This window comes from Mycobacterium sp. (genome assembly GCF_049683355.1).
Lineage (GTDB): Bacteria > Actinomycetota > Actinomycetes > Mycobacteriales > Mycobacteriaceae > Mycobacterium.
The window spans coordinates 1-22,305 of the sequence record NZ_JBAUJB010000025.1; the positions used below are offsets into that span (position 1 = coordinate 1).

General features: G+C 67.9%; 24 protein-coding genes and 1 pseudogene. 8 read left to right on the forward strand and 17 right to left on the reverse strand.

Annotated features, from left to right (window positions below; translation table 11 throughout):
- The 7 genes from WA944_RS01440 to argC form a co-directional block, all read right to left on the reverse strand.
- Positions 1–111: argininosuccinate synthase domain-containing protein (locus WA944_RS01440; RefSeq protein WP_526374999.1), on the reverse strand; the 111-nt coding region annotated here is incomplete at its 3' end.
- A gap of 23 nt (positions 112–134) precedes the next feature.
- Positions 135–620, reverse strand: coding sequence for an arginine repressor (locus WA944_RS01445; RefSeq protein ID WP_159231371.1), 486 nt, complete (start codon positions 618–620; stop codon positions 135–137).
- Entirely contained in the window at positions 617–1,543 is a 927-nt protein-coding gene (gene argF, locus WA944_RS01450) for an ornithine carbamoyltransferase (RefSeq protein ID WP_526374981.1), read from the reverse strand. Before argF ends, WA944_RS01445 begins: the two co-directional genes overlap by 4 nt.
- Positions 1,540–2,733: an acetylornithine transaminase gene (locus WA944_RS01455; protein WP_526374983.1), complete on the reverse strand. Its 1,194-nt coding sequence runs from the start codon at positions 2,731–2,733 to the stop codon at positions 1,540–1,542. Before WA944_RS01455 ends, argF begins: the two co-directional genes overlap by 4 nt.
- A complete protein-coding gene (gene argB, locus WA944_RS01460) occupies positions 2,730–3,602 on the reverse strand; it encodes an acetylglutamate kinase (protein ID WP_526374985.1) in 873 nt (290 codons plus the stop codon). Before argB ends, WA944_RS01455 begins: the two co-directional genes overlap by 4 nt.
- On the reverse strand, positions 3,599–4,837 hold the full coding sequence (argJ, locus tag WA944_RS01465) for a bifunctional glutamate N-acetyltransferase/amino-acid acetyltransferase ArgJ (RefSeq protein ID WP_526374987.1): 1,239 nt from the start codon (positions 4,835–4,837) through the stop codon (positions 3,599–3,601). The genes argB and argJ overlap by 4 nt, the downstream gene beginning before the upstream one ends.
- On the reverse strand, positions 4,792–5,826 hold the full coding sequence (gene argC / locus WA944_RS01470) for an N-acetyl-gamma-glutamyl-phosphate reductase (RefSeq protein ID WP_526646141.1): 1,035 nt from the start codon (positions 5,824–5,826) through the stop codon (positions 4,792–4,794). Before argC ends, argJ begins: the two co-directional genes overlap by 46 nt.
- 62 nt (positions 5,827–5,888) lie before the next feature.
- Between argC and WA944_RS01475 the strand changes: the two genes are divergently transcribed.
- On the forward strand, positions 5,889–6,428 hold the full coding sequence (locus tag WA944_RS01475; protein WP_526374991.1) for a DUF6512 family protein: 540 nt from the start codon (positions 5,889–5,891) through the stop codon (positions 6,426–6,428).
- A 76-nt stretch (positions 6,429–6,504) separates the two neighbouring features.
- On the opposite strand, the gene WA944_RS01480 is transcribed toward WA944_RS01475, so the two are convergent.
- From WA944_RS01480 to pheS, 3 genes are all read right to left on the reverse strand, one after another.
- Positions 6,505–6,750, reverse strand: coding sequence for a GNAT family N-acetyltransferase (locus WA944_RS01480; RefSeq protein ID WP_526374993.1), 246 nt, complete (start codon positions 6,748–6,750; stop codon positions 6,505–6,507).
- A gap of 76 nt (positions 6,751–6,826) precedes the next feature.
- The gene (pheT, locus tag WA944_RS01485) at positions 6,827–9,337 is read right to left on the reverse strand and encodes a phenylalanine--tRNA ligase subunit beta (protein WP_526374995.1); all 2,511 of its coding nucleotides are present in this window, start codon (positions 9,335–9,337) and stop codon (positions 6,827–6,829) included.
- On the reverse strand, positions 9,337–10,380 hold the full coding sequence (pheS, locus tag WA944_RS01490; protein ID WP_526646143.1) for a phenylalanine--tRNA ligase subunit alpha: 1,044 nt from the start codon (positions 10,378–10,380) through the stop codon (positions 9,337–9,339). The genes pheT and pheS overlap by 1 nt, the downstream gene beginning before the upstream one ends.
- A 73-nt stretch (positions 10,381–10,453) precedes the next feature.
- Here pheS and WA944_RS01495 point away from each other — a divergent pair.
- The 3 genes and pseudogenes from WA944_RS01495 to WA944_RS01505 all read left to right on the forward strand — a co-directional run.
- A pseudogene (locus WA944_RS01495) lies at positions 10,454–11,983 on the forward strand (FMN-binding glutamate synthase family protein); the annotation flags it as partial.
- Positions 11,984–12,210: 227 nt separating this feature from the next.
- Positions 12,211–12,528, forward strand: a complete 318-nt coding sequence (locus tag WA944_RS01500) for a hypothetical protein (RefSeq protein WP_526372030.1) — start codon at positions 12,211–12,213, stop codon at positions 12,526–12,528.
- A 164-nt stretch (positions 12,529–12,692) separates the two neighbouring features.
- The gene (locus WA944_RS01505; protein ID WP_526372032.1) at positions 12,693–13,700 is read left to right on the forward strand and encodes a zinc-dependent alcohol dehydrogenase family protein; all 1,008 of its coding nucleotides are present in this window, start codon (positions 12,693–12,695) and stop codon (positions 13,698–13,700) included.
- Between the two features lie 4 nt (positions 13,701–13,704).
- Here the strand turns inward: WA944_RS01505 and WA944_RS01510 are convergent, their stop codons facing one another.
- The 3 genes from WA944_RS01510 to WA944_RS01520 all read right to left on the reverse strand — a co-directional run bounded on the left by WA944_RS01510 (position 13,705) and on the right by WA944_RS01520 (position 16,349).
- Entirely contained in the window at positions 13,705–14,652 is a 948-nt protein-coding gene (locus WA944_RS01510) for a GlxA family transcriptional regulator (protein WP_526372042.1), read from the reverse strand.
- Positions 14,653–14,902: 250 nt separating this feature from the next.
- Positions 14,903–15,307, reverse strand: a complete 405-nt coding sequence (locus tag WA944_RS01515) for a hypothetical protein (RefSeq protein WP_526372034.1) — start codon at positions 15,305–15,307, stop codon at positions 14,903–14,905.
- 226 nt (positions 15,308–15,533) lie between these two features.
- Positions 15,534–16,349: an adenylate/guanylate cyclase domain-containing protein gene (locus tag WA944_RS01520; RefSeq protein ID WP_526372044.1), complete on the reverse strand. Its 816-nt coding sequence runs from the start codon at positions 16,347–16,349 to the stop codon at positions 15,534–15,536.
- 204 nt (positions 16,350–16,553) lie between these two features.
- On the opposite strand from WA944_RS01520, the gene WA944_RS01525 reads away from it, so the two are divergent.
- The 3 genes from WA944_RS01525 to WA944_RS01535 are packed head-to-tail and all read left to right on the forward strand — an operon-like array spanning position 16,554 to position 19,645.
- Positions 16,554–17,594 (forward strand): oxygenase MpaB family protein, encoded by a 1,041-nt coding sequence (locus WA944_RS01525; RefSeq protein WP_526372045.1) that lies wholly within the window; start codon positions 16,554–16,556, stop codon positions 17,592–17,594.
- Entirely contained in the window at positions 17,578–18,828 is a 1,251-nt protein-coding gene (locus WA944_RS01530) for an acyl-CoA dehydrogenase family protein (protein ID WP_526372036.1), read from the forward strand. The genes WA944_RS01525 and WA944_RS01530 overlap by 17 nt, the downstream gene beginning before the upstream one ends.
- Positions 18,829–18,862: 34 nt before the next feature.
- Positions 18,863–19,645 carry an SDR family NAD(P)-dependent oxidoreductase gene (locus WA944_RS01535; protein WP_526372038.1) on the forward strand — a complete coding sequence of 261 codons (783 nt, stop codon included), beginning with the start codon at positions 18,863–18,865 and terminating at the stop codon, positions 19,643–19,645.
- Between the two features lie 33 nt (positions 19,646–19,678).
- Here the strand turns inward: WA944_RS01535 and WA944_RS01540 are convergent, their stop codons facing one another.
- Genes WA944_RS01540 through infC form a run of 4 tightly spaced genes read right to left on the reverse strand, consistent with a single transcriptional unit; the run spans position 19,679 to position 21,706 of the window.
- Entirely contained in the window at positions 19,679–20,425 is a 747-nt protein-coding gene (locus WA944_RS01540; protein ID WP_526372040.1) for a TrmH family RNA methyltransferase, read from the reverse strand.
- 23 nt (positions 20,426–20,448) lie between these two features.
- Positions 20,449–20,847: a 50S ribosomal protein L20 gene (gene rplT / locus WA944_RS01545; RefSeq protein WP_370331782.1), complete on the reverse strand. Its 399-nt coding sequence runs from the start codon at positions 20,845–20,847 to the stop codon at positions 20,449–20,451.
- 46 nt (positions 20,848–20,893) lie between these two features.
- Positions 20,894–21,088 (reverse strand): 50S ribosomal protein L35, encoded by a 195-nt coding sequence (gene rpmI, locus WA944_RS01550; protein ID WP_159231399.1) that lies wholly within the window; start codon positions 21,086–21,088, stop codon positions 20,894–20,896.
- A gap of 6 nt (positions 21,089–21,094) precedes the next feature.
- Entirely contained in the window at positions 21,095–21,706 is a 612-nt protein-coding gene (infC, locus tag WA944_RS01555) for a translation initiation factor IF-3 (RefSeq protein WP_163896052.1), read from the reverse strand.
- 228 nt (positions 21,707–21,934) lie between these two features.
- On the opposite strand from infC, the gene WA944_RS01560 reads away from it, so the two are divergent.
- Complete coding sequence (locus tag WA944_RS01560) at positions 21,935–22,294, forward strand: DUF1844 domain-containing protein (RefSeq protein ID WP_526370548.1); 360 nt, start codon at positions 21,935–21,937, stop codon at positions 22,292–22,294.
- The last annotated feature ends 11 nt before the right edge of the window (positions 22,295–22,305 follow it).

Consider the following 22,305-nt stretch of genomic DNA (forward strand, 5'->3'; position numbering starts at 1 on the left):
GAGGTCGATGGCGACCGCAACCACCTCGCGACCGGTCTCCTTGCCGATCCAGCTGATCGCCACCGAGGTGTCCAGACCGCCGGAATACGCCAGGATGACGCGCTCGGACATAACAAACTCCTTCTTCAGTTACTTCAGGCTCGGGAAATGTTCTCGAACGTGGCGGCGAGTTCGGCGCCGGTCATCGGTTCCCGGGCGACCACCAGGATGGTGTCGTCGCCCGCGATCGTGCCGACCACGTACGGTAGTGCCGCCCGGTCGATGGCGCTGGCCAGGTAATGCGCGGCGCCCGGGGGCGTGCGCAGCACAGCGAGGTTGGCGCTGGCGTCGGTGGACACCAACAGGTCGACGAGCAGCCGCGACACCCGTTCGGTGCCGCCGGTGACGCCGCGCACCGGGCTGCCGTCTTCGGGGACGACGTAGACGCCCACGCCGCCGTCGGCGCCCCGCAGCTTGACCGCGCCGAGTTCCTCGAGGTCACGTGACAACGTCGCCTGTGTGACGTCGATCCCCTCGTCGGCCAGCAGCGCCGCCAGCTCGGTCTGACTGTGTACCGAGCACGCCGACAACAGCGCGACGATCCTGGCCTGCCGCCCGGCACGGGTCGCAGCGCTGGTCACGGCGACGCCTCGAGCAACCACACCAGCAGCGCCTTCTGGGCGTGCAACCGGTTCTCCGCCTCGTCCCACACCGCGCTCTGCGGGCCGTCGATCACCTCGTCGGTGACCTCGTGTCCGCGATGCGCCGGGAGGCAGTGCAGCACAACGGCTTCGGAGTCCGCGTGACCGAGAAGCCCGGCGTTGAGCTGGAAGGGCCGGAACGGACGGACCCGGTCGAGGCCGTCGTTCTCCTGGCCCATCGAGGTCCACGTGTCGGTCACCAGCACGTCGGCACCCGCCGCCGCCCGCACCGGGTCGTCGGTGAGCGTGACGGTGGCGCCGGTCCGCACGGCGCGCGCCTCGGCCGCGGCGACGAACATCGGGTGCGGCTCGAAGCCGCGAGGGGCGGCGATCGTGACGTCAACGCCGGCCGTGACGCCGCCCAGCATCAGCGAGTGCGCCATGTTGTTGGCACCGTCACCGAAGTAGGCCAGCTGCAACCCTTTCAGTGCACCCTTGCGTTCGGCCAGCGTCTGCAGATCGGCCAGCACCTGGCACGGGTGGAACTCGTCGGACAGCGCGTTGACGATGGGTACGGTCGATCCGGTACCCATCGCGGTGAGCCGCTCCTGGGCGAAGGTCCGCCATACGATGGCGTCGACGTAGCGGGACAGCACCTGCCCGGTGTCCTCCAACGTCTCCTCCCGGCCCAGCTGGGTGCTGCGACCGTCGACCACCACGGCGTGCCCGCCGAGCTGCGCGATGCCCACCTCGAACGAGAACCGGGTGCGCGTCGAGTTCTTCTCGAAGATCACCGCCACCCCGCGGGGCCCTTCCAGCGGGCGACGGGAGAACGGAGATTCCTTCAGCTCCGCGGCCAGCGCCAGGACCTCCGCCTGCTCCTCGGGGGTCAGGTCGTCGTCGCGCAGGAAGTGCCGGGTCATTTGCCCTCCAACTCAGTGCCTGCCCGATCCAGGACAGCGGGAAGCGCGGAAAGGAATCCGTCGACCTGGGCGTCGGTGATGACCAGCGGCGGCGCCAGCCTGACCACGTCTGGTGCCGCCGCGTTGACCAGGAAGCCTGCCTCGCGCGCAGCGCTCTCGACGAACTTGGCCGCCTCGGCGGTGAGCACGATACCGAGCAGCAGGCCGCGACCGCGGACATGGTCGATCAGAGGATGGCCCAACGCTTCTGCGCCGTGACTGATGGTCTTGCCCAGGACGTCGGCGCGTTCGACCAGTCGCTCGTCGGCGAGCACCCTCAGGACCGCCAACGCGGCGGCGGTGCAGACCGGATTGCCCCCGAACGTGCTGCCGTGCAGGCCGGGGGTGAGCAGGTCGGCCGTCGCGCCGACCGCCAGGCAGGCGCCGATCGGCAGCCCTCCGCCGAGCCCCTTGGCGAGGGTCACGACGTCGGGGGTGATCCCGTCGTGCTGATGGGCGAAGAATGCCCCGGTGCGGCCGATCCCGGTCTGCACCTCGTCGAGAACCAGCAGCGCACCGCGCGCGGCCGTGATGTCGCGGGCCGCCGCCAGGTACCCGGCGGGGGGCACCACGACGCCGCCCTCCCCCATGATCGGCTCGAGGAACACCGCGGCGGTGTCGCCGTCGACCGCACCGGCAAGCGCCTCGACGTCTCCGTAGGGCACGTGGGTGACATCTCCTGGCAACGGAGCGAACGGCGCCTGTTTGGACGGCTGACCGGTCAGAGCCAGCGACCCCATCGTGCGGCCGTGAAATGCGCCTTGCGCGGCAACGAGTTTGGTGCGGCCGGTCAGCCGGGTGATCTTGAATGCGACCTCGTTGGCCTCGGTGCCGGAATTGCAGAAGAACGCCCGGGCCGGAGCTCCGAGGAGCCCGACGAGCGCTTCGGCCAGCGCCACCCCCGGTTCGGTGGCGTACAAGTTGGACGTGTGCCCCAGCGTGCTCATCTGGCGGGTGACCGCCTCGATGACCGCGGGATGGCCGTGACCGAGGACGTTGACGGCGATGCCACCCAACAGGTCGACGTAGGACCTGCCGTCCACATCGGTGACCACGGCGCCGTCGCCACTGGCCAGCGCCAGCGGCGGGGTGCCGTAGTTGTTCATCATCACCGCCGACCACCGGTCCAGCAGCGGGGTTCCCGCGGTCACGTGCCGACCACCTTCGTGCCGGCTCCTCCGTCGGTGAACAACTCGACCAGCACGCAGTGCTCGACACGGCCGTCGATGACGTGTGCGCTCGGGACACCGCCACCGACTGCGCGCAGGCAGGCTTCGATCTTGGGCACCATGCCCTCCTCCAGGGTGGGAAGTAGTTGTGTCAGTGCCGCGACGTCGATCTCGCTGACCAGTGAGCCACGATCGGGCCAGTTGGTGTACAGGCCCTCGACGTCGGTGAGCATCAACAGTTTCTCGGCGCCGAGCGCCTCGGCCAGTGCTGCCGCCGCGGTGTCGGCGTTGACGTTGTAGACCACGCCGTCGGTGTCGGGGGCGATCGTCGACACCACGGGGATACGGCCGGTGTCGATGAGGTCCAGCACGGCGTCGGTGTTGACCCGCGCGACGTCGCCGACCAGACCGATGTCGGTGGCGACGCCGTCCACCAGCACGGTGCGGCGCACCGCGGTGAACAGTTGCGCGTCCTCGCCGGTGACGCCGACGGCGTAGGGGCCGTGTGCGTTGATCAGGTTGACCAGCTCCCGGCCCACCTGACCGAAGAGCACCATCCGGGCCACGTCGAGCACCTCGGGGGTGGTGACGCGGAACCCACCTCTGAAATCGCCGGCGATGCCCAGCTTTTTGAGCATGGCGCTGATCTGCGGCCCGCCGCCGTGGACCACCACCGGGTGGATACCGCAGTTGCGCAGGAAGACCATGTCGGCCGCGAACGCCACCTTGAGCGTGTCATCGGTCATCGCGTTGCCGCCGTACTTCACCACGACGATCTTGCCGTGCAGCGCCTTGAGCCACGGCAGTGCTCCGGCGAGCACCGCAGCCTGCTCAGAGGTCGTCGGGCTCATGAGCTGTAGGCCGAGTTCTCTACGACGTAGGCGTGCGAGAGGTCGGTGGTACGGACCTCGGCGGACGCCGATCCGACGCCCAGGGCGACGGTGACCGTGATGTCGTCGCCCGACAGGTCGACCTCACGCGCCCCCGGTGCGCCGACACTGTCGACGCAGACCGGGAAGCCGTTGAAGGACACGGTGATCCGCTCGGGGTCGAGCTTCACCGGGGCCATCCCGACCGCGGCCAGCACCCGTCCCCAGTTGGCGTCGGACCCGAAAAGCGCGGTCTTGACCAGGCTGTCGCGGGCCACCACCCGCGCCGCGGTGAGCGCGTCGCCCTCGGTAGCCGCGCCGGTGACGCCGATGACGATGCGCTTGGTGACGCCCTCAGCATCGGCCTGCAGCTGGGCGCACAGGTCGTCACAGACCTGCAGCACGGCGTCGTCGAGTTCGTCCTGGCTGGGCGTGATCTCGCTGGCACCCGAAGACAGCAGCAGCACGGTGTCGTTCGTGGAGCAGCTCCCGTCGATGTCGAGCCGGTCGAACGTGCGGGAGGCGGCGCGCTTCAACGCGTGCTGCAGCGCGGCGGTGTCGGCGACGGCGTCGGTGGTGATGACGCTGAGCATGGTGGCCAGTGACGGGGCCAGCATGCCGGCGCCCTTGGCCATCCCGCCCACGGTCCATTTGTCCTGATGATGCAGCGCAACCTGTTTGGGTACCGTGTCGGTCGTCATGATGGCGCGTGCGGCTTCCTCACCGCCGCTGAGGCCGCCTGCCATCTCGTGCACGATCTCTTCGACCCCGGCAAGCACCTTCTCCATCGGCAGCCTGTCACCGATGAGCCCGGTCGAGCAGACTGCGACCTCGATCGCACCGGTTTCGGTGCCCCAGTCCGACAGCGCGGCGGCCACCGCCTCGGCGGTGGCGTGGGTGTCCTGGAAACCCGCGGGGCCGGTGCAGGCGTTGGCACCACCGGAGTTCAGGACGACCGCCCGCAGCCGGCCCGTGGTCAGCACCTGCTGAGACCACAGCACCGGCGCGGCTTTCACCTTGTTACGGGTGAACACCCCCGCCGCGGAGTGGTCGGGGCCCTCGTTGAACACCAGCGCAAGATCCAGCGCACCGGAGGCCTTCAGGCCGGCGGCGATTCCGGTCGCGCGGAATCCGGCCGGCGCCGTCACGCCCTGGGTGCGCAACAGCCGCGTCACGGCGCCACCCCCACGGTCGACAGTCCGTCGGTCTCGGCCCATCCCAGAGCGAGGTTCATCGACTGCACGGCTGCTCCACCGGTGCCTTTCACGAGATTGTCGATGGCGGCGATCGCGACGAAGGTCGACGCGTCCTCGTCGACCGCGACCGCGAGTTGTGCGGCATTGCTGCCGATCACCGAGCCGGTCTTCGGCAACTGGCCGTGTGGCAGCAGGTAGACGAACGGCTCGTCGTCGTAAGCCTTTTCGTACACGGCCCGCAGGTCCGAGACCGGCGCGGAGGTACGCGCGGTGCAGGTGGCCAGGATGCCTCGTGACGTGGGGATCAGTACCGGGGTGAACGACACGGTGACCTCGCCCCCGGTCAGCGCGCGCAGCCCCTGGGCGATCTCCGGGGTGTGCCGGTGCTTGCCGCCGATGTTGTACGCGCGTGCCGATCCGATGACCTCGGCGCCGAGCAGATCCACCTTGGCGGCCCTGCCTGCACCGGAGGTGCCGCTGACGGCGACGACGGTGACCGCGGGTTCGATCAGGTTCGCGGCGAGGGCGGGCCACAACGCGAGCAGTGCGGCGGTCGGGTAGCAGCCGGGCACGGCGATGCGCTTGGCGTCCCGCAACCGGTCCCGACCGCCGGGAAGTTCAGGTAGGCCGTAAGGCCAGCTGCCGGCATGCTCGGACCCGTAGAACCGCTCCCAGTCGGCAGAGTCGGTGAGCCGGAAGTCGGCACCGCAGTCGATGATCAGGGTGTCCGGTCCCAGTTGCTCCGCCAACACCGCCGAATGTCCGTGCGGTAACCCCAGGAACACCACGTCGTGTCCGGCGAGCACGTCGAGTTCGGTGGGCTCCAGCGTCCGCGATGCCAGCGGCAGCAGGTGCGGGTGGTGCTCGGCCAGCGTCGTGCCTGCGCTCGCGGCCGCTGTGAGTGCTCCGATCGTCAATCGGCCGGAGGCATAGGCGGGGTGACCGAGGAGTAGTCGGAGGATCTCTCCCCCGGCATAGCCACTGGCACCGGCGACGGCGACGGATGTCATGCAGCGATGGTGCATGATTATGCAGAAAGTTGCAAACTCATTACCCGGGTAGCGTCGAGTTGGTGGTGCACGACGTTCTGGCCTGGGATTTGGCCGCCATCCCGGTAGTGGTCATCGGCGGTATGTTGCTGCACTTCTGCTTCGAGTGGGGCGGGCGCCGACGGGTGCTGGCAGTGTTCTGCCCGGTCAACGAGAGCGTGTGGGAGCACCTGAAGATGGCCTACTGGCCGCTGCTGGCTTTCACCGGTGTACAGATCGCTGCCGCGCAGCACGCACCGGCGCTGACGGTGGCGCGGGCTATCGGTTACTACACGATGTGCGTGGTGATCCTCGGGTGTTACTTCGCGACGGCCGCGCTTCTGCCACGGGCGTCCCTGCGGACACGTTTGGTGCTGGACGGTGCAACCTTCGTGCTGGCTGTGGCTGCCGGCCAGTTGGTGTCCTTCGTGGTGAGCTCGGCAAACGACCGCCCCGCGGTGTCGTGGGCGGGGTTGATCGCGTTGACGGTGCCGGCGGTGGTGGTCGCCGTGACCACCTTCGCGCCGCCCCGAGTGGAGCTGTTCAGGGATCAGGTGACCGGCGGGTATGGGCTGAGACCATGAGTCAATCAGCTCTGGACGCCGAAGGCCGGGTGAAATACCACGGTTCCGGTGGGGATGTTGTCGTGCAAGGACAGCGTCAGGACCTCTCGGGCGGCACCTCCGGCACCACCAGCGACGACACGTCGTCGGTGAACCCGAACCTGCGGTAGTAATCGGGATCGCCCACCACCACGCAACCCCGCGCCCCGATCTCGCGCAGTCGTTCCAACGCGGCCCGCACCAGCGCGGTGCCGATCGGCCGCCACCAGCGAGAGGGTGAGAGCTCCTGCGGCCCGCAGCGCGTCGATGATGGCAGCTTCGGTCTGGCGACTCTGCGGCACATCGGCGAACGCCGATGTGGTCAGCGCGCGAATGGCCCCGATGTCGGTGTCACGTTCGTCACGGATGATCATCCGGCGTCAGGACCGTAGAACGGCGTTGACCCGGGCCGCCGCCTGCGCCACGGCGGCGTCGCGTGCGGCGCTGGCCTCCTCCTCGGTGAGGGTGCGATCGGGCGCGCGGAACCGCAGTGCCAGTGCCAGTGACTTCCGTCCGTCGCCGACCTGCGGGCCGGTGTAGACGTCGAACAGCCGGACGTCCTCGAGCAGTCGGCCCCCGCCCGCGCGCACTGCGTCGACGACGCTCTGGGCCGCGACGTCTTCGTCGACGACGAGCGCGACGTCCTGGAACACCGCGGGGAACGGTGACACCAACGGCGCCGGCAGCGTCTCGGTGATCGGCACCATGTCCAGGTTCAGCTCGAGCGCGCAGGTGCCCTTCGGCAGACTGCAGCGTTCTATCACCGCGGGATGCAGTTGGCCGGCGTGACCGACGACCACGGCATCCTCTTGGCTACCGAGGACCACCTCCGCACAGCGACCGGGGTGCCACGGCAGCTGCTGCGCCGGTCGCAACGTCAACTCCACACCGCAGGCCCGGCCGATGATGCGCACCGCCTCGAACGCATCGGAGGGGTGCACCGGGCGGCCCGGACCCCACGGACCCGCGGGCTCGCGCAGGCCGGCGAGCACCGCGGCGACGTGCCGCGGTTGCCGGGGCAGCGATGCGTCGAGATCCGCGATCTCGTCGTCGGTGGGACGGCGATCGTTCGGAATGCGCTCGACGGCACGGGTGTCCGAGGTGGGGATGACCACCTGGGCGACACCGAACAGCGCCACGTCGGTCGCCCCCCTGGACACGTTGCGCGCCAACGCCTCGAGCAGCCCGGGCAACAACGTGGTGGCCAGCTCGGGGCGATCGGACTCCAGCGGGTTGAGCACCCGGGTGGTGCGGCGGCGCTCGTCGTCGGCGGACAGCCCCCACTGATCGAAGACGTCACCGCCGAGGAACGGCGTGGGCAGGATCTCGACGTAGCCGTTGAGCGCCAACGACTTCCCGATCGCCCGACGACGCTTCTGGTCCGGGGTGAGACCGCGCCCGGCCGGCGCCGGCGGCAGCACCGACGGGATGACGTCGAGTCCTTCCAGCCGCATCACTTCCTCGACCAGGTCTGCGGGCTGACTGATGTCGGGGCGCCAGCTCGGCGGCGTTGCCGTCAGCCGGTCACCGTCGAGGACGACGTCGGCACCGATCTGGGTCAACCTCTTCTGCGCGGCACCGGCGGGGTACGCCACCCCCGCGGTGCGGTCGGGCAGGTCGACGGCCATGCTCACCGGCGGGTGCGACCAGTCGTCGGCGGGCGGGTCGCCTCGCCAGTCGGTGAGTGTGGGTTCCACCGTCCCGCCCGCGATCTCGGCGAGCAGTGCGGCGCAGCGGTCCAGTGCCGCGACGGACACGGCGGGGTCGACGGTGCGTTCGTAGCGGCGGCCGGCTTCACTGTGCAGGTGCAGCCGCCGCTGGGTGCGCGACACCGCGGCGGGATCCCACACGGCGGCTTCCAGCAGGACGGCGGTGGTGGTTTCGCGGACCTCGGTGGTGCCGGCACCCATGACGCCGCCGATGGCGGCTGTGGCAGCGTCGTCGACGATCAGCACGTCGGCGGGGTCCAGGCGACGTTCGACGTCGTCGAGGGTGACGACAGTCTCCCCCGGGGTGGCGAAACGCACCCGGAACCCGCCGGTGATCAGGCCGCGGTCGTGCGCATGCATGGGGTGACCCAGCTCCAGCATCACGTAGTTCGTGACATCCACCGCGGGCGAGATCGCCCGGATGCCACTGAGCAGCAGGCGACGCTGAATCCACCACGGCGACACCGCCTGCGGGTCGATTCCGGTCACCGGCCGCAACCCGAAACGCAGCACGCCGGTGCCGGGCTCGATCGTCACCGGCAGCGCCTCGCCGTCGACGGGCAGCGGCGGGACGTCGGCCGGGTCGGCGTAGTCGAGGTCGTAGGCGTTGGCGATCTCTCGGGCCAATCCGCGCACCGACAGGCAGTAGCCGCGGTCCGGGGTGATCGCCAGGTTGAACACCACGTCGTCCAGCCCGAGCACCTCGGCGGCGGGGGCGCCCGGCTCGGCGGTGCCCGGCGGCAGAACCAGGATCCCGGAATGATCAGCGCCCAGGTTGAGCTCCGATGACGAGCAGATCATCCCGTCGGAGGTGCGGCCGTAGGTCGTGCGCGCGGTGATGGTGAAGTCGCCGGGAAGCACGGTTCCCGGCAGGGCCACCACGACCAGGTCGCCGACGGCGAAGTTGGTGGCACCACAGACGATGTCGCGTGGTTCGCCACCGACGTTCTGGGCGCCGACATCCACCTTGACCGCGCGGATCGGCTTCTTGAACTCGGTGAGTTCCTCGATCACGGCCACCCGGCCCACCGTCAGCGGTCCGCTGACGGGGCCGACCGGGATGATCTCCTCGACCTCGTGGCCGATGCGGATCAGCGCGTGTTCGAGTTCCTCCGCGGACACGTCCCAACCCGGCGTGCCGGCCTGGACGATTTCGCGCAGCCAGCTGTAGGGAAGGCGCATCAGGCTCCCACCCCGAACGGCAGCGAGAAGCGCACGTCACCTTCGACCATGTCCCGCATGTCGGGGATGCCGTTGCGGAACTGCAAGGTCCGCTCCAAACCCATGCCGAAGGCGAATCCCGAGTACACCTCGGGGTCGATGCCGCAGGCGCGCAACACATTCGGGTTCACCATGCCGCAGCCGCCCCATTCCACCCAGCCGGGTCCGCCCTTCTTGTTCGGGAACCAGATGTCGACCTCGGCCGACGGCTCGGTGAACGGGAAGAAGTGGGGCCGGAACCGGGTACGGCCCTGGGGCCCGAACTCCGAGCGCGCGAAGGCGTCGAGCGTGCCGCGCAGGTTGGCCATCGTGAGGTTCTTGTCCACGGCCAGGCCCTCGATCTGGTGGAAGACCGGGGTGTGGGTGGCATCGAGTTCATCGGTGCGGAAGGTGCGCCCGATCGAGATGATGTAGACCGGCAGCTCCCGCTCCAGCAGTGCCCGGATCTGCACCGGTGAGGTGTGGGTACGCAACACCTGGCGCGAGCCGTCCGGCGCCACGTGGAACGTGTCCTGCTCGCTGCGGGCCGGATGGTCCGGCGGGAAGTTCAGCGCATCGAAGTTGAACTGCTCGGTCTCGACCTCGGGACCTTCGGCCAACTCCCAGCCCATCGCGACGAACGTGTCGGCGATCCGCTCGGCGAGGATCGTGATGGGGTGCCGCGCGCCGATCGGCTGCCGGGTCGACGGCAACGTGACGTCGATTCTCTCGGCGACCAGAACGGAGGCGTCGCGCTCGGCGCGCAGTACCGCCAGACGCTCGTCGTAAACGCGCTGGACATCGGCCCTGACCACGTTGACCCGTTTGCCGGCGCCGGCGCGGTCGGCTTTGGGCAGGGACCCCAGGGCCTGGCGCGCCAGGGCGATCGGTGACCGGTCGCCGAGGTGCTCGGTTTTGGCGCGGGCAAGCGCATCCAGGTCGGCTGCCTGGTCGAAGGCATGCCTGGCCGCGCTGACCGCGTCGGCCAGCGCATCGTCTGATAGGTCTACTGGCTGCTCAGCCACCCGGCGATCATAGGCGATGGCTTCGGCGTACTTCGCGTGCGTTTGTCGGCCGGCGCGATACCCTCACGCCGTGCTGATCCGGCCCCTCATCGTCGGCGGGGTGTGGATGCTCGTGATCACGGCCATCTCGTTGGCAGCCACCCGTGACGGATGGTGGGCGCTGCCCGGGGTGATTCTGCTGGCGGTGGCCGCGCTGGGAACGTAGGACCTGCTGCAGACGAGGCACACCGTCTTCCGCCTCTATCCGATCCTCGGCGCCCGCCCGCTGATGGAGGCGGTCCGGCCACAGATCCGCCAGTACTTCATCGAGTCGAACACCGAGGCCTCGCCGTTCGACCGGGAGACCCGCGACATGGTCTACGAACGGGCCGCAGGCACAAAGGGTGATGAGCCTTTCGGCACCGAGCGCGACGTGAACGCCGTCGGTTACGGGTTCCTGCGCCACTCAATGCGGGCGCGGTTCGCCGATGACCTGGATCCACGCGTCCGGTTGGGCGGGGCGCACTGCACCCAGCCCTATGACATCCCGCTGCTGAACGTCTCGGCCATGAGCTTCGGGGCGTTGTCCGCCAACGCCATCGAGGCACTCAACACGGGAGCCGCACGCGGAGGGTTCGCCCACGACACCGGTGAGGGCGGTATCAGCCCGTATCACCTGCGCGGCGGCGGCGATCTGATCTGGGAAATCGGTTCCGGGTACTTCGGATGGCGCGACGACGACGGCCACTTCGACCCGGCGGCCTTCGCCGAGAAGACCCGGCTTCCCTCGGTCAAAGCTGTGTCGGTGAAGCTGTCGCAGGGAGCCAAACCAGGGCTGGGCGGGGTGCTGCCCGGTGCAAAGGTCAGTGCAGAGATCGCCGCCACCCGCGGCGTTCCGGTGGGACGAACCGTGATCTCGCCACCTGCGCACAGCGCGTTTCGCACCCCGATCGAGTTCGCGGAGTTCGTCGCGACGCTGCGCAGGCTTTCGGACGGCAAGCCCATGGGATTCAAACTCTGTGTCGGTGCACGCTCTGAGTTCCTGTCGATCTGCAAGGGCATCCTGGCCACCGGGATCGCGCCGGATTTTGTGATCGTCGACGGCTCTGAAGGCGGAACAGGCGCGGCGCCACAGGAATTCGAGGACCACGTGGGAATGCCGTTGACCGACGGACTGATGCTGGTGCACAACAGCCTGGTGGGCACCGGACTGCGGGACCAGATCAAGGTCGGGGCGTCGGGCAAGGAGGTGGCCAGCGGCGTCGACATCGTCAGCAGCGTCTGCCAGGGTGCCGATTTCACGTTGTCAACGCGGGCGATGATGTTCGCGGTCGGCTGCATCCAGGCGCTGAAGTGCAACACCAACCACTGCCCGACCGGGGTGGCCACTCAAGACCCGGCGCGCACCAGAGCGCTCGATGTCACCGACAAGACCACGCGGGTGTTCAACTTCCAACGCGCGACCGTGGCCAGTGCCGCCCAGATCGTGGCGTCGATGGGGGTGGCCGGATTCCACGAGTTCTCCCCCGCCATGCTCAACCGCCGCGTGGAGGGCCAGCGGTCTCGCACCTACGCCGAGATCTACGACTGGCTGATGCCCGGCGAGCTGCTCGAGGATCCGCCGGAACGGTATTCCAGCAGGGCCTCTCTCCACATTTCGCTGCTGGAATGCCGTTCCGGCGGGGAAAAGGCGCAGTGTTCTTGCCAGTCACCGTTCAATTCCTGCCACCGGAATTAAACCCCTGACCTGCTGGTTTAAGCCGTCAGAACACCAAGAAAGCAGCACAAAACGTCGAAACCGCGTGATTCGCTCCACGGCTCCGACCCAACACACAGGGAAGGGCAAAGATCATGAAGAACCTCACCGCCGCCACCGCCATCACCGCCGGATTCGCCACCGCCTTCATCGGGCTGGCCGGCCCCGCCGCCGCCGGGCCGTGGCCCCCCAAAGCGGCCCCGTCGGGAACGAGCGCCGCCGACACCATTGCCTCACTCGAGGCCGACGGCAACCGCGTCATCGTCAACCGCCAAGGCTCAGCCGGACTGGACAACGCCGGGGTGACCTCGGTGCGCCAGGGTCAGCCGATCCGCGAGTACGTCTGGGACAACCAGGGCGACGACCGGGTCCTCGAGACCACCGGCCACGTCTACTTCGTCGACGTCAAGTAACCCCCAACACAACAGGGGCGCCCCTCCCTCCGGGACGCCCCTGTTGTCATTCGAGACGCCGCAGTCGGCACTGTCGCCTGGAGTATGCGGATCGTGAACGCGACTCTGAAGAACCGCCCGTCCCGGTGCGTAGCGCACCGAGAACCACCAGAAGGAACACCGATATGACTGATCTGATGAAAGCCGTTGTGCTCACCCGTTTCGGCGGAGTCGACGCTTTCGAACTGCGCGACGTCTCCGTGCCGCAGGTCGGACCCCGCGAGGTACGGGTACGCGTTCATGCGACCGCCGTCAACCCGCTCGACTTTCAGATCCGTCGCGGAGACTACGCCGATCTTGTGCCGCTGCCGCCGATCATCGGGCACTACATCTCCGGCGTCATCGAGGAAGTCGGATCCCACGTGACCGAGTTCCGCGTCGGCGACGCGGTGTACTACACGCCCCGAATCTTCGGCGGCCCCGGCTCCTACGCCGAGCAGCACGTCGCCGACGTCGAACTCGTCGGCCGCAAGCCGGAGAACCTCACTCACCTGGAGGCGGCGAGCCTGACTCTCGTCGGCGGAACGGTCTGGGAGTCCCTGGTGACACGAGCTCAGCTCACCGTGGGCGAGACGATCCTCATCCATGGCGGCGCGGGCGGTGTCGGCACGATCGCGATCCAGCTCGCGGCGTCGATGGGCGCACGAGTGATCACCACCGCGAAGACCGGCGACCACGAGTTCGTGCGCTCTCTCGGAGCGGACGCCGCAATTGACTACTCTTCGACGGAATACGTTGATGCCGTGGCCGAGATGACGGGAGGCGCGGAGGTTGATGTCGTCTTCGACACGATCGGTGGCGACGCGCTCACCCGGAGCCCGTTGGCGCTCGCCGACTCCGGACGCGTCGTCAGCATCGTCGACATCGCGCAGCCTCAGAACCTCGTCGAGGCGTGGGGCCGCAATGCCGCTTATCACTTCGTCTTCACGCGACAGAACCGAGGAAAGCTGGACGCGCTCACCACGCTGGTCGAGCGCGGACTGGTGAAGCCGGTCATCGGCGCGACTCTTCCGCTCGCTCGAACGGGCGAGGCTCACGAGCTCCTGGAGAACAGGCGGTCGTATGCACTGCGCGGCAAGGTCGCGATCGATGTAGCGGGAGAAACCGTCGAGCTTCCTCCTCGTATCTCGTAGTTGATCAGCTCCGCCCGGAGAAGGTGGCGCGGTACTGCGAGGGGGACACATCCAGGAGCCGGCGGAAATGCACTCGGAGGTTCGATCCGGTTCCCAGGCCGACCTGTTCGGCGATGCGGTCGATTGACAGCCCCGTGCTCTCCAGGAGTTCGCGGGCGGTGTCGATCCGCGCCCGGAGGATCCACTGCAGTGGGGTGCAGCCGGTCTCTTCGGCGAACCGGCGCATGAACGTGCGGGGCGACATCCGCGCGTGTGCGGCGAGTCCGGCGATCGTGAGCGGCTGGTCGAGCTGCGTCAGAGCCCATTCGCGTGTCGTGGCAAGGGAATCGCCCTGTGCTGCCGAGGTGGTCTTCGGCAGGTACTGAGCCTGTCCCCCGGTCCGGTAGGGCGCGGTAACGAGTCCTCGTGCGATCTCGTTCGCCGCGCTCACGCCGAGGTCGCGCCGAACGATGTGCAGGCACAGGTCGAGACCGGCGGCGGCCCCCGCCGAGGTGAGGATGGATCCCTCGTCGACGAAGAGCACGTTCGGCTCGACCGTGATCTCCGGATGCCGCGCAGCGAGCTTCTCCGCCGAATCCCAGTGCGTCGTCGCCCGCAGGCCGTCGAGCAGAGCGGCATCCGCAAGGGCGAACGCGCCGTAGCAGATCGACGCGATGCGTGTCCCGCAGGATGCGGCGGTACGGAGCGCTTCGTGTACCTCCACCGGTATCGGCCGACCCGACGGGGCGTACCCCGGGACGACGACCGTGTCCGCGTCGGCCAGTGCGTCCAGACCCCGCGGGACCGTATAGCCGAAGCCCCCGTGGGACGGCACCGTTCCGGCAGTGACACTGCAGGCTTTCACCTTGTAGGGGAATCCCGTCTCCGGATGGAACACCTCCGCCGGGATCCCGACGTCCAGTGGGAGTGCACCGTCGAGTACGAGGACCACCACCTGATGCGGTCGCTGCATCACCCGAACTCCGATCCGGTCGACGCGGTACCGACCGCGTCACCATCCTCGCACGTGTGCGCATTACCGCCATGCGCATCCGCTGCGGGTGTGCAGCCGGACCCCGGACTCCGAAAGCGTCGCCCAACGCGACCGCCGCATCCCCCAGACACCGGCAACGTCGACTTCGTCGACGTCAAGTGACCCCGTAAGAGCAGAAGAGGGGCGCCTCCTGGTGGAGGCGCCCCATTCGCGTGCTCATCGAGTTGTGTCAGGGAGTGAGCTCGTCTTCGCAGATGTCAGCCGCCTCGCACAGTGCTTCGGTGAGTCCGTCCTGCGCCGCGACCGTGGCGCGGCCTCGAACGGCAACCAGTACCGGTCCAGCGCCACTTCCTGCCGCAGATGCGACGTCATTGCCGCGCTGCCCGGCATTCTCACCAGCCGCGGCTGCCCGCGCCAGCCCGGCCTGGGCCTGCGACGGCGCCGACGCCTGTACCGCGCCGAGCACTCCTCCGCGCCCGCTGCCGGCCGCTGACGCGACACCCTGGCCTCCAGCGGCGCGCTCATTGGCGTGGCTGCTGCCGTTCTCGTTCGGCGCAGCTGTGGCCATCGGCGCCGCGAAGATGGCCCCCAATGCCGCCGCGGCAGCCGCTGTGGTCACAAGAGTACGAACCATGAAAACCCCCTCCTCAAACCAGATCGGTTGATCCGGATTTCAACAGTACGCTAAGCTCGAGCCACCATTTTGCGTTTGCTGCCAATCGGTCAGTAAGACCCGATCAGCAGCAACAACAGCCATGTCGTCTCACAAAAGCTGCTCAGTTCAATTAACTGAACACTGTGACCAGCTACGTGATCTCACCAGGATCACGGCCTGCGAAGAGTCGGGAGAACCGCGACCACTATCCGCCGGCCGACGCCTCGTCGTTGCCTTCACCTGGCGACGCCCTTCGGGTGCGCAACCGGTACATGGTGAAGTCGGCGGGCACCCCCTCTTGTTTGGGCGCAAAGACCTGTTTGCGGAGCTTTTTCGCCGTCACCCCGAGGGTGTCGATTTCCTCGGGCGGGATCCGCTGCAGCGTCGCCTCCGAGACGATGAGCTCACCCCGGGTGGCACGCTCCATCACCCGCGCGGCCAGGTTCACGTCGATGCCGAGCCAGTCCGAGCCGAGGCGCTGCGGACGTCCGGTGTGGATTCCCACCCGCATTCGTGGTGTGTAGCCCTCCACCTCAACGGATTTGAGTGCGTCGCGCGCGGCGAGCGTCGCGCGCACCGCAGTGGTGGGATCGGCGAACACCGCCATGATCCCGTCGCCCATGCGTTTGACGATGTGACCGCCCGACTGGAGCAGCGGCGGTTCGACCACCTGGGCGACGCGACGCAGCAGTTTGAGCGTGGCACCGTCACCGGCGCTGAGCGAGAACGCCGAGAAGCCGACCAGATCGGTGAACACGAGAGTCACCTCGGCGTTGGCCGGCCGGCCCGAGACCCGTTCGGTCAGCGCCTGCCAGACCTGAAGGGCGCCGAGACTGACCTCGCGGGACACTGCCTCGCGCTCCAGGATGCGACCGGCGGCACGGGCCGCAGCCCGCGGCCCGCCGACCCCGTCGACTGACAACGGATCACCGAACTCGGGGTCCCCGGGCAGTGCCCGGCGCGCCCGCCTGAGCAACGAGATGATGTTGGCACTGTGGTTGGCGTCTCTGAGCCAGCCCATCGGCCCTGACGAGCGTCCGCCTTCGCGTTCACCCGGCGGGTCGTCGTCCACCCCGCCTACCCTAATCGAGCCCGGACACGCTCATAAATCGGGAGGTCACGACAGTGTGGCGGCGCGGTGCCACGTCAGTAACGCTGTCGCGGCCAGCCCGTGCGAATCATAGACAACGATTGTTGTCACGCCTATCGTGGTGAGGTGCGATCAATGGCGGTGGCGACGACGGCAAACGGCACTCCCCTAGGTCCTGATTCGCTGACGTGGAAGTACTTCGGTGACGTCCGGACGGGCATGCTGGGCGTCTGGATCGGCGCGATCCAGAACATGTACCCCGACCTCGGCGCCGGCGTGGAGGACCATTCGATCCTGCTGCGCGAACCGCTGCAGCGTGTTGCCCGTTCGGTCTACCCGATCATGGGTGTGGTCTACGACGGCGACCGTGCGGCGCAGACCGGAGCGCAGATCAAGAGCTACCACACGACGATCAAGGGCGTTGACGCCGCCGGAAGGCGTTATCACGCACTCGACCCCGAGACGTTCTACTGGGCCCACGCGACGTTCTTCATGTTGATCATCAAGACCGCGGAGTATTTCTGCGGCGGCCTTGAGGAGGCCGAGAAGCGTCAGCTGTTCGACGAGCACGTCCAGTGGTATCGCATGTACGGGATGAGCATGCGTCCGGTCCCTGAGTCCTGGGAAGCGTTCCAGGACTACTGGGACCGCACCTGCCGCGACGAGCTCGAGATGAACCAGGCCACGTTGGACATCTTCGCCATCCGCATCCCCAAGCCGAGGTTCGTGCTGATGCCGACGCCGCTGTGGGATCAGATGTTCAAACCGATGGTCGGTGCCCAACGCTGGATCGCTGCGGGACTTTTTGATCCGGCAGTGCGCGAACGGGCGGGGATGCGCTGGACCGCCGGTGACGAAGTCCTGCTGCGATTGTTCGGCAAGATGGTCGAGCTCGCGTTCGTCGCGGTGCCTGACGAAGTGCGGCTGCATCCACGGGCGGTCGCCGCGTACCGGCGCGCCCAGGGCCGGGCCCCGGCGGATGCTCCGCTGGTCGAGGCGCCGGCGTTCATGGCGCCCCCGCGGGACCACCGGGACAATCCCGTGCACTATGTGCCCCCGCAGAAGTCGCTGCTCGACCGCGTCGGCTCACTGGTGCACACGACGTTTTCCCTGGCGGGTATCCGCCCCGCCCGTGGCCGCGGTAAGGCAGCCTGGACACATGCTCGAATGGTCTGACGTCGACATCGCCGTGCGCGACGCTGTGCGCGAGTTCGTCGACAAGGAAATCCGCCCCCACGTCGACGCGCTCGAGAGCGGCGAGATGGAGCCCTACCCCATCATCCGCAAGCTCTTCGCGACCTTCGGCATCGCCGACATGGCGCGTGATTCGCTGAACAAGCGTCTCGCCCGGCTGCGGGACGGAGACGGCGCCGCGACGGAGAAGCCTTCCTCCGGAGGCATGTTCGGCGGCGACGGCGGCTCGGCGGGCATGGGGTTCGTGGTGGTCAGCGAGCTGTGCCGGGTGTCGATGGGAGTCGTCACCGGGATGGGCGTCAGCCTGGGACTCACCGTACCGACCATCATGGGGCGGGGCACGCTGGCCCAGCAGGAACGGTGGCTGCCCGACCTGGTCACCTACGACAAGGTCGGCGCCTGGGCGATCACCGAACCGGACTCGGGTTCCGACGCGTTCGGCGGCATGAAGTCCTATGTGGTCCGCGACGGAGACGACTACATCCTCAACGGTCAGAAGACGTTCATCACCAACGGTCCGGATGCCGATGTCGTGGTGGTGTACGCCAAGCTGGACGACGGCGACGCAGGCGTGGGCAAGCGCGACCGCAAGGTGCTGACGTTCGTCCTCGATCGCGGCATGGACGGCTTCGTGCAGTCGAAACCGTTCCGCAAGATGGGCATCCACTCGTCGCGTACCGGGGAACTGTTCTTCAACGACGTCCGACTCGGCCGTGACCGCCTGCTCGGCGAGACCGAGGGCGGCGACACCGGCGATTCAGGTCGCGACAGCGCCCGCTCCAACTTCTCCGCCGAGCGCATCGGCGTGGCGGCGATGGCGCTCGGCGTGATCGAGGAGTGCCTGCGGCTGTGCGTCGACTACGCGAAGACCCGAACCCTGTGGGGCCAGGAGATCGGCCAGTTCCAGCTGATCCAGCTCAAGCTCGCCAGCATGGAAGTCGCACGAATGAACGTGCGCAACATGCTGTTCCGGGTCATCGAGGCCGCGCAGACGGGAACCGCCATCTCGCTCGCCGAGGCCTCGGCGATCAAGTGGTACTGCTCGCAGGCGGCAACCGACGTCGCGATGGAGGCGGTGCAGGTGTTCGGCGGCAACGGCTACATGACCGAATACCGGGTCGAACAACTCGCCCGTGACGCCAAGTCGCTGATGATCTACGCGGGCAGCAACGAGGTGCAGATCACGCACGTAGCCAGGGGTCTGCTGAGCGACTAGCCTCGACTCACGCCTACCAGCCCAGGAGCGACCGGTGGACTTCAGCAACAACACCGCACTGATCACCGGCTCCAGCGGCGGCATCGGTGAGGAGTTCGCCGTTCAGTTCGCACGCCGCGGCGCGAACCTGATACTGGTCGCGCGGCGGGCAGACAGACTCGCAGGACTGCGCGACGTGCTCGTCGCCGCGCATCCCGGCATCGTCATCGACGTCATATCCGCCGACCTGGCGGTCCCGGGATCAGGCGCCGAACTTCAGAACAGCGTGCGCGAGCTCGGCCGGACCGTCGATGTCCTCGTCAACAACGCAGGCGTCGGCCTGCACGGCGATTTCGTCGACCAGGATCCCGAATCCAATGCCGGACAGATCCAATTGAACTGCGGCACACTGGTCGACCTGACCGCGCGCTTCCTGCCGCCGATGACACAACGGCGGCACGGAGTGGTGCTCAACGTGGCCTCGACCGCAGGTTTCCAGCCCACCCCCGGCATGGCCGTCTACGGAGCGACAAAGGCGTTCGTGCTCTCCTATACCGAAGCGCTCTGGCAGGAGTCCAAGGGTACCGGGGTGAGGGTGCTCGCGCTCTGCCCGGGAGCGACGGAGACCGAGTTTTTCACACGCACCGGCGAGGATTTCCTCACCGACGGACGGCAGACCTCCGAGCAGGTCGTCGACACCGCCTTCGCCGCCCTCGACGGCTCCTCCCCGACCGTGGTTTCCGGTTGGCGCAACAGGCTGTTGGCCTCCGGATACCGGGTGACGCCCAGGAAGCTGATGCTCACCGTGTCCGAACGGCTCCTCAAGTCCAACCCGTAACAGCCGGCTCCGAGCAACGGCTCTCGGTCCGATCTATCGCCGCCGGGCCGCGCGTGCGCTCTCGTACAGGCAGATCGCCGCGGCCGCGGCGACGTTGAGGCTTTCGGCGTTGCCGGACATCGGAATCCGCACTCCGGCCGTCGCCAGGTCGACGATCTCAGGTGACAGCCCGTGGGCCTCCGGTCCGAACAGCCACGCCGTCGGTCCGGACAGGTCGGCATCGTCGAGGCTGAGCTGACCGTCGAGCGCAGTCGCCAGCACCTGCATCCCGGCGTCCTTCAACCGCGTGACCACGCCTACGGCATCGGGGGCGCTCACCACCGGAATCGAGAAGATGCTGCCGGCCGATGCCCGCAGGCACTTGCCGTTGTAGGGATCGACGCTGTCACCGGCAAGCACGACGGCATCGGCTCCCATCGCGTCGGCGACGCGGATCAGCGTCCCGGCGTTGCCGGGTTCGGAGATTCCGACCGGCACCGCGATCAGTGTCGGGTCCAACCCGAGCACGTCGTCGAGTCCGGTGTCGGGCATCGAGCACACCGCAACCAGGCCGACCGGAGTCACCGTGTCCGACAACAGTTTTGCGGCTCTGTCGGTGACCACATGGACCGGCGCGCCGGCAAGGAGCGCATTGAATCGCGCAGCGGCGCTCTCAGTGGCGAACACCTCGGAAACGACTCCGCGCCGCAACGCGGCCTCGACGAGGTTGGACCCCTCGGCGAGAAAGCGTGCGGCGCGGCGGCGTCCGACGTGACGGTGCAGCTTGGCTGCGGCCGTCACTCGGGCGGAACGCTCGGTGAGGGTCAGGCAGCCTCGCCTGCGTCAGATGACGGCGCATTCACATCGGCGGGCAACGCAGCCTTGGCGACCTCCACCAGGGCGGTGAAAGCAGCCGCGTCGCTGACTGCGAGCTCGGCGAGGTTCTTGCGGTCGACCTCGACTCCGGCGGCCTTGAGCCCCTGGATCAGTCGGTTGTAGGTGATGCCGTTGGCGCGAGCAGCCGCATTGATGCGGGTGATCCACAGCTTGCGGAAATCACCCTTGCGCGCCTTGCGGTCACGGTAGGCATAGGTCAGCGAGTGCAGCTGCTGCTCTTTGGCCTTCCGGTACAGCCGGGACCGCTGGCCGCGGTATCCCTTGGAGGCCTTGAGGATCGTGCGCCGCTTCTTTTGCGCGTTGACTGCGCGCTTCACGCGTGCCATGGGGTCTTCCTATCTCATTCGGGTCGTACAGGCTTGGCCGAAAATGTCAGCCGTTCAGCAGCTTCGCGATGCGCTTCTTGTCATTGGCGGCCACCTCGGTGCGGCCCTCGAGCCGCCGGGTGCGCTTGCTCGACTTGTGCTCGAGCAGGTGCCTACGGTTGGCCTTCTGGCGCACGATCTTGCCTGTTCCGGTACGGCGGAAACGCTTGGAAGCGCCGCTGTGGGTCTTGGCCTTGGGCATGATTCCTCAGTTCTGCTGGGTGGTGTCTGGGTTGGCGGTGGATTGCGCTTCGCCGGGCCGTCGGGCCGGGCCGTCCGCATCCTGCGCCGCCTTGGCGCGAGTCTTCGCGCCGCGGTGCGGTGCCAGCACCATCGTCATGTTGCGACCGTCCTGCTTGGCGGACGTCTCGACGAAGCCGTAATCGGCGACGTCGGCGCCCAGGCGTTGCAGGAGCCGGTAGCCCAGTTCGGGCCGTGACTGCTCACGTCCGCGGAACATGATCGTCACCTTGACCTTCGAGCCCGCCTCCAGGAAGCGGATCACGTGACCTTTTTTGGTCTCGTAGTCGTGCGGGTCGATCTTGGGACGCAGCTTCTGTTCCTTGACGACGGTCTGCTGCTGGTTCTTGCGAGACTCGCGTGCCTTCTGGGCCGTCTCGTACTTGAACTTGCCGTAGTCCATGATCTTGCAGACTGGCGGCTTGGCGTCCGGTGCTACTTCGACGAGATCGAGATCGGCATCCGCGGCGACGCGGAGTGCATCTTCGATGCGCACGATGCCTACCTGTTCACCGCCCGGTCCGATCAGGCGAACTTCAGGTACGCGGATGCGCTCGTTGACGCGGGTCTCAGTGCTGATGGGGCCTCCTAGTTGTCCTCAGGAGCCCCCCACGCCGCGACACCCTGCCCCGAAGAACAGATAAGCCCTGCTCATCGCAGGGCCCAGTGCCGACCAGCACAGACATCGATGACGTCTGTGACCGGACCGCTGTACCTTCGAATGGATCGGTGGCCAGCGGTGGGAGTGGGACTCCACTTACTGTCCCTGGCGTCAGCCGGGACGGTCGCGCGTGCAAGTCTAGCAGGCATGACCGATGATCCAACACGCGCTGCAGAGGCCGCCCCGCCGGCACGCGATCTCGCCGAAATCCCCGCGGTCGAGGTCATCACCCGCGCCGCGGTGATGCTGATGAGCGCGGCCGCCGAGAAGCTGGGTCTGTCGGAGGCGGATCCGGACGAGAGCCCGTACCGCGACCTCGACGAAGCCCGCCGGCTGATCACCGCCCTGGCCGGGCTGGTCACGGCGTCGGCCGAGTACCTGGGGCCGCACGCCGGGCCGGTGCGCGACGGACTCAAGACACTGCAGTTGGCCTTCCGTGAGGCCAGTGCCGCACCCGAGGAGCCCGGACACGGTCCGGGAGAGAAGTACACCGGCCCGGTCTGGTAACGCCACTCGGG

Bases quoted from the DNA above. Each gene is read 5' to 3' on its own strand.
- argF (WP_526374981.1), bottom strand. From the start codon at position 1,543: ATGACCCGGCACTTCCTGCGCGACGACGACCTGACCCCCGAGGAGCAG.
- argB (WP_526374985.1), bottom strand. From the start codon at position 3,602: ATGAGCCCGACGACCTCTGAGCAGGCTGCGGTGCTCGCCGGAGCACTG.
- argJ (WP_526374987.1), bottom strand. From the start codon at position 4,837: ATGGGCCGAGACCGACGGACTGTCGACCGTGGGGGTGGCGCCGTGACG.
- argC (WP_526646141.1), bottom strand. From the start codon at position 5,826: ATGACATCCGTCGCCGTCGCCGGTGCCAGTGGCTATGCCGGGGGAGAG.
- WA944_RS01480 (WP_526374993.1), bottom strand. From the start codon at position 6,750: ATGTGCCGCAGAGTCGCCAGACCGAAGCTGCCATCATCGACGCGCTGC.
- pheT (WP_526374995.1), bottom strand. From the start codon at position 9,337: ATGCGCCTTCCCTACAGCTGGCTGCGCGAAATCGTCCAGGCCGGCACG.
- WA944_RS01500 (WP_526372030.1), top strand. From the start codon at position 12,211: ATGAAGAACCTCACCGCCGCCACCGCCATCACCGCCGGATTCGCCACC.
- WA944_RS01505 (WP_526372032.1), top strand. From the start codon at position 12,693: ATGACTGATCTGATGAAAGCCGTTGTGCTCACCCGTTTCGGCGGAGTC.
- WA944_RS01510 (WP_526372042.1), bottom strand. From the start codon at position 14,652: ATGCAGCGACCGCATCAGGTGGTGGTCCTCGTACTCGACGGTGCACTC.
- WA944_RS01515 (WP_526372034.1), bottom strand. From the start codon at position 15,307: ATGGTTCGTACTCTTGTGACCACAGCGGCTGCCGCGGCGGCATTGGGG.
- WA944_RS01520 (WP_526372044.1), bottom strand. From the start codon at position 16,349: ATGGGCTGGCTCAGAGACGCCAACCACAGTGCCAACATCATCTCGTTG.
- WA944_RS01525 (WP_526372045.1), top strand. From the start codon at position 16,554: ATGGCGGTGGCGACGACGGCAAACGGCACTCCCCTAGGTCCTGATTCG.
- WA944_RS01530 (WP_526372036.1), top strand. From the start codon at position 17,578: ATGCTCGAATGGTCTGACGTCGACATCGCCGTGCGCGACGCTGTGCGC.
- rplT (WP_370331782.1), bottom strand. From the start codon at position 20,847: ATGGCACGCGTGAAGCGCGCAGTCAACGCGCAAAAGAAGCGGCGCACG.
- rpmI (WP_159231399.1), bottom strand. From the start codon at position 21,088: ATGCCCAAGGCCAAGACCCACAGCGGCGCTTCCAAGCGTTTCCGCCGT.
- WA944_RS01560 (WP_526370548.1), top strand. From the start codon at position 21,935: ATGACCGATGATCCAACACGCGCTGCAGAGGCCGCCCCGCCGGCACGC.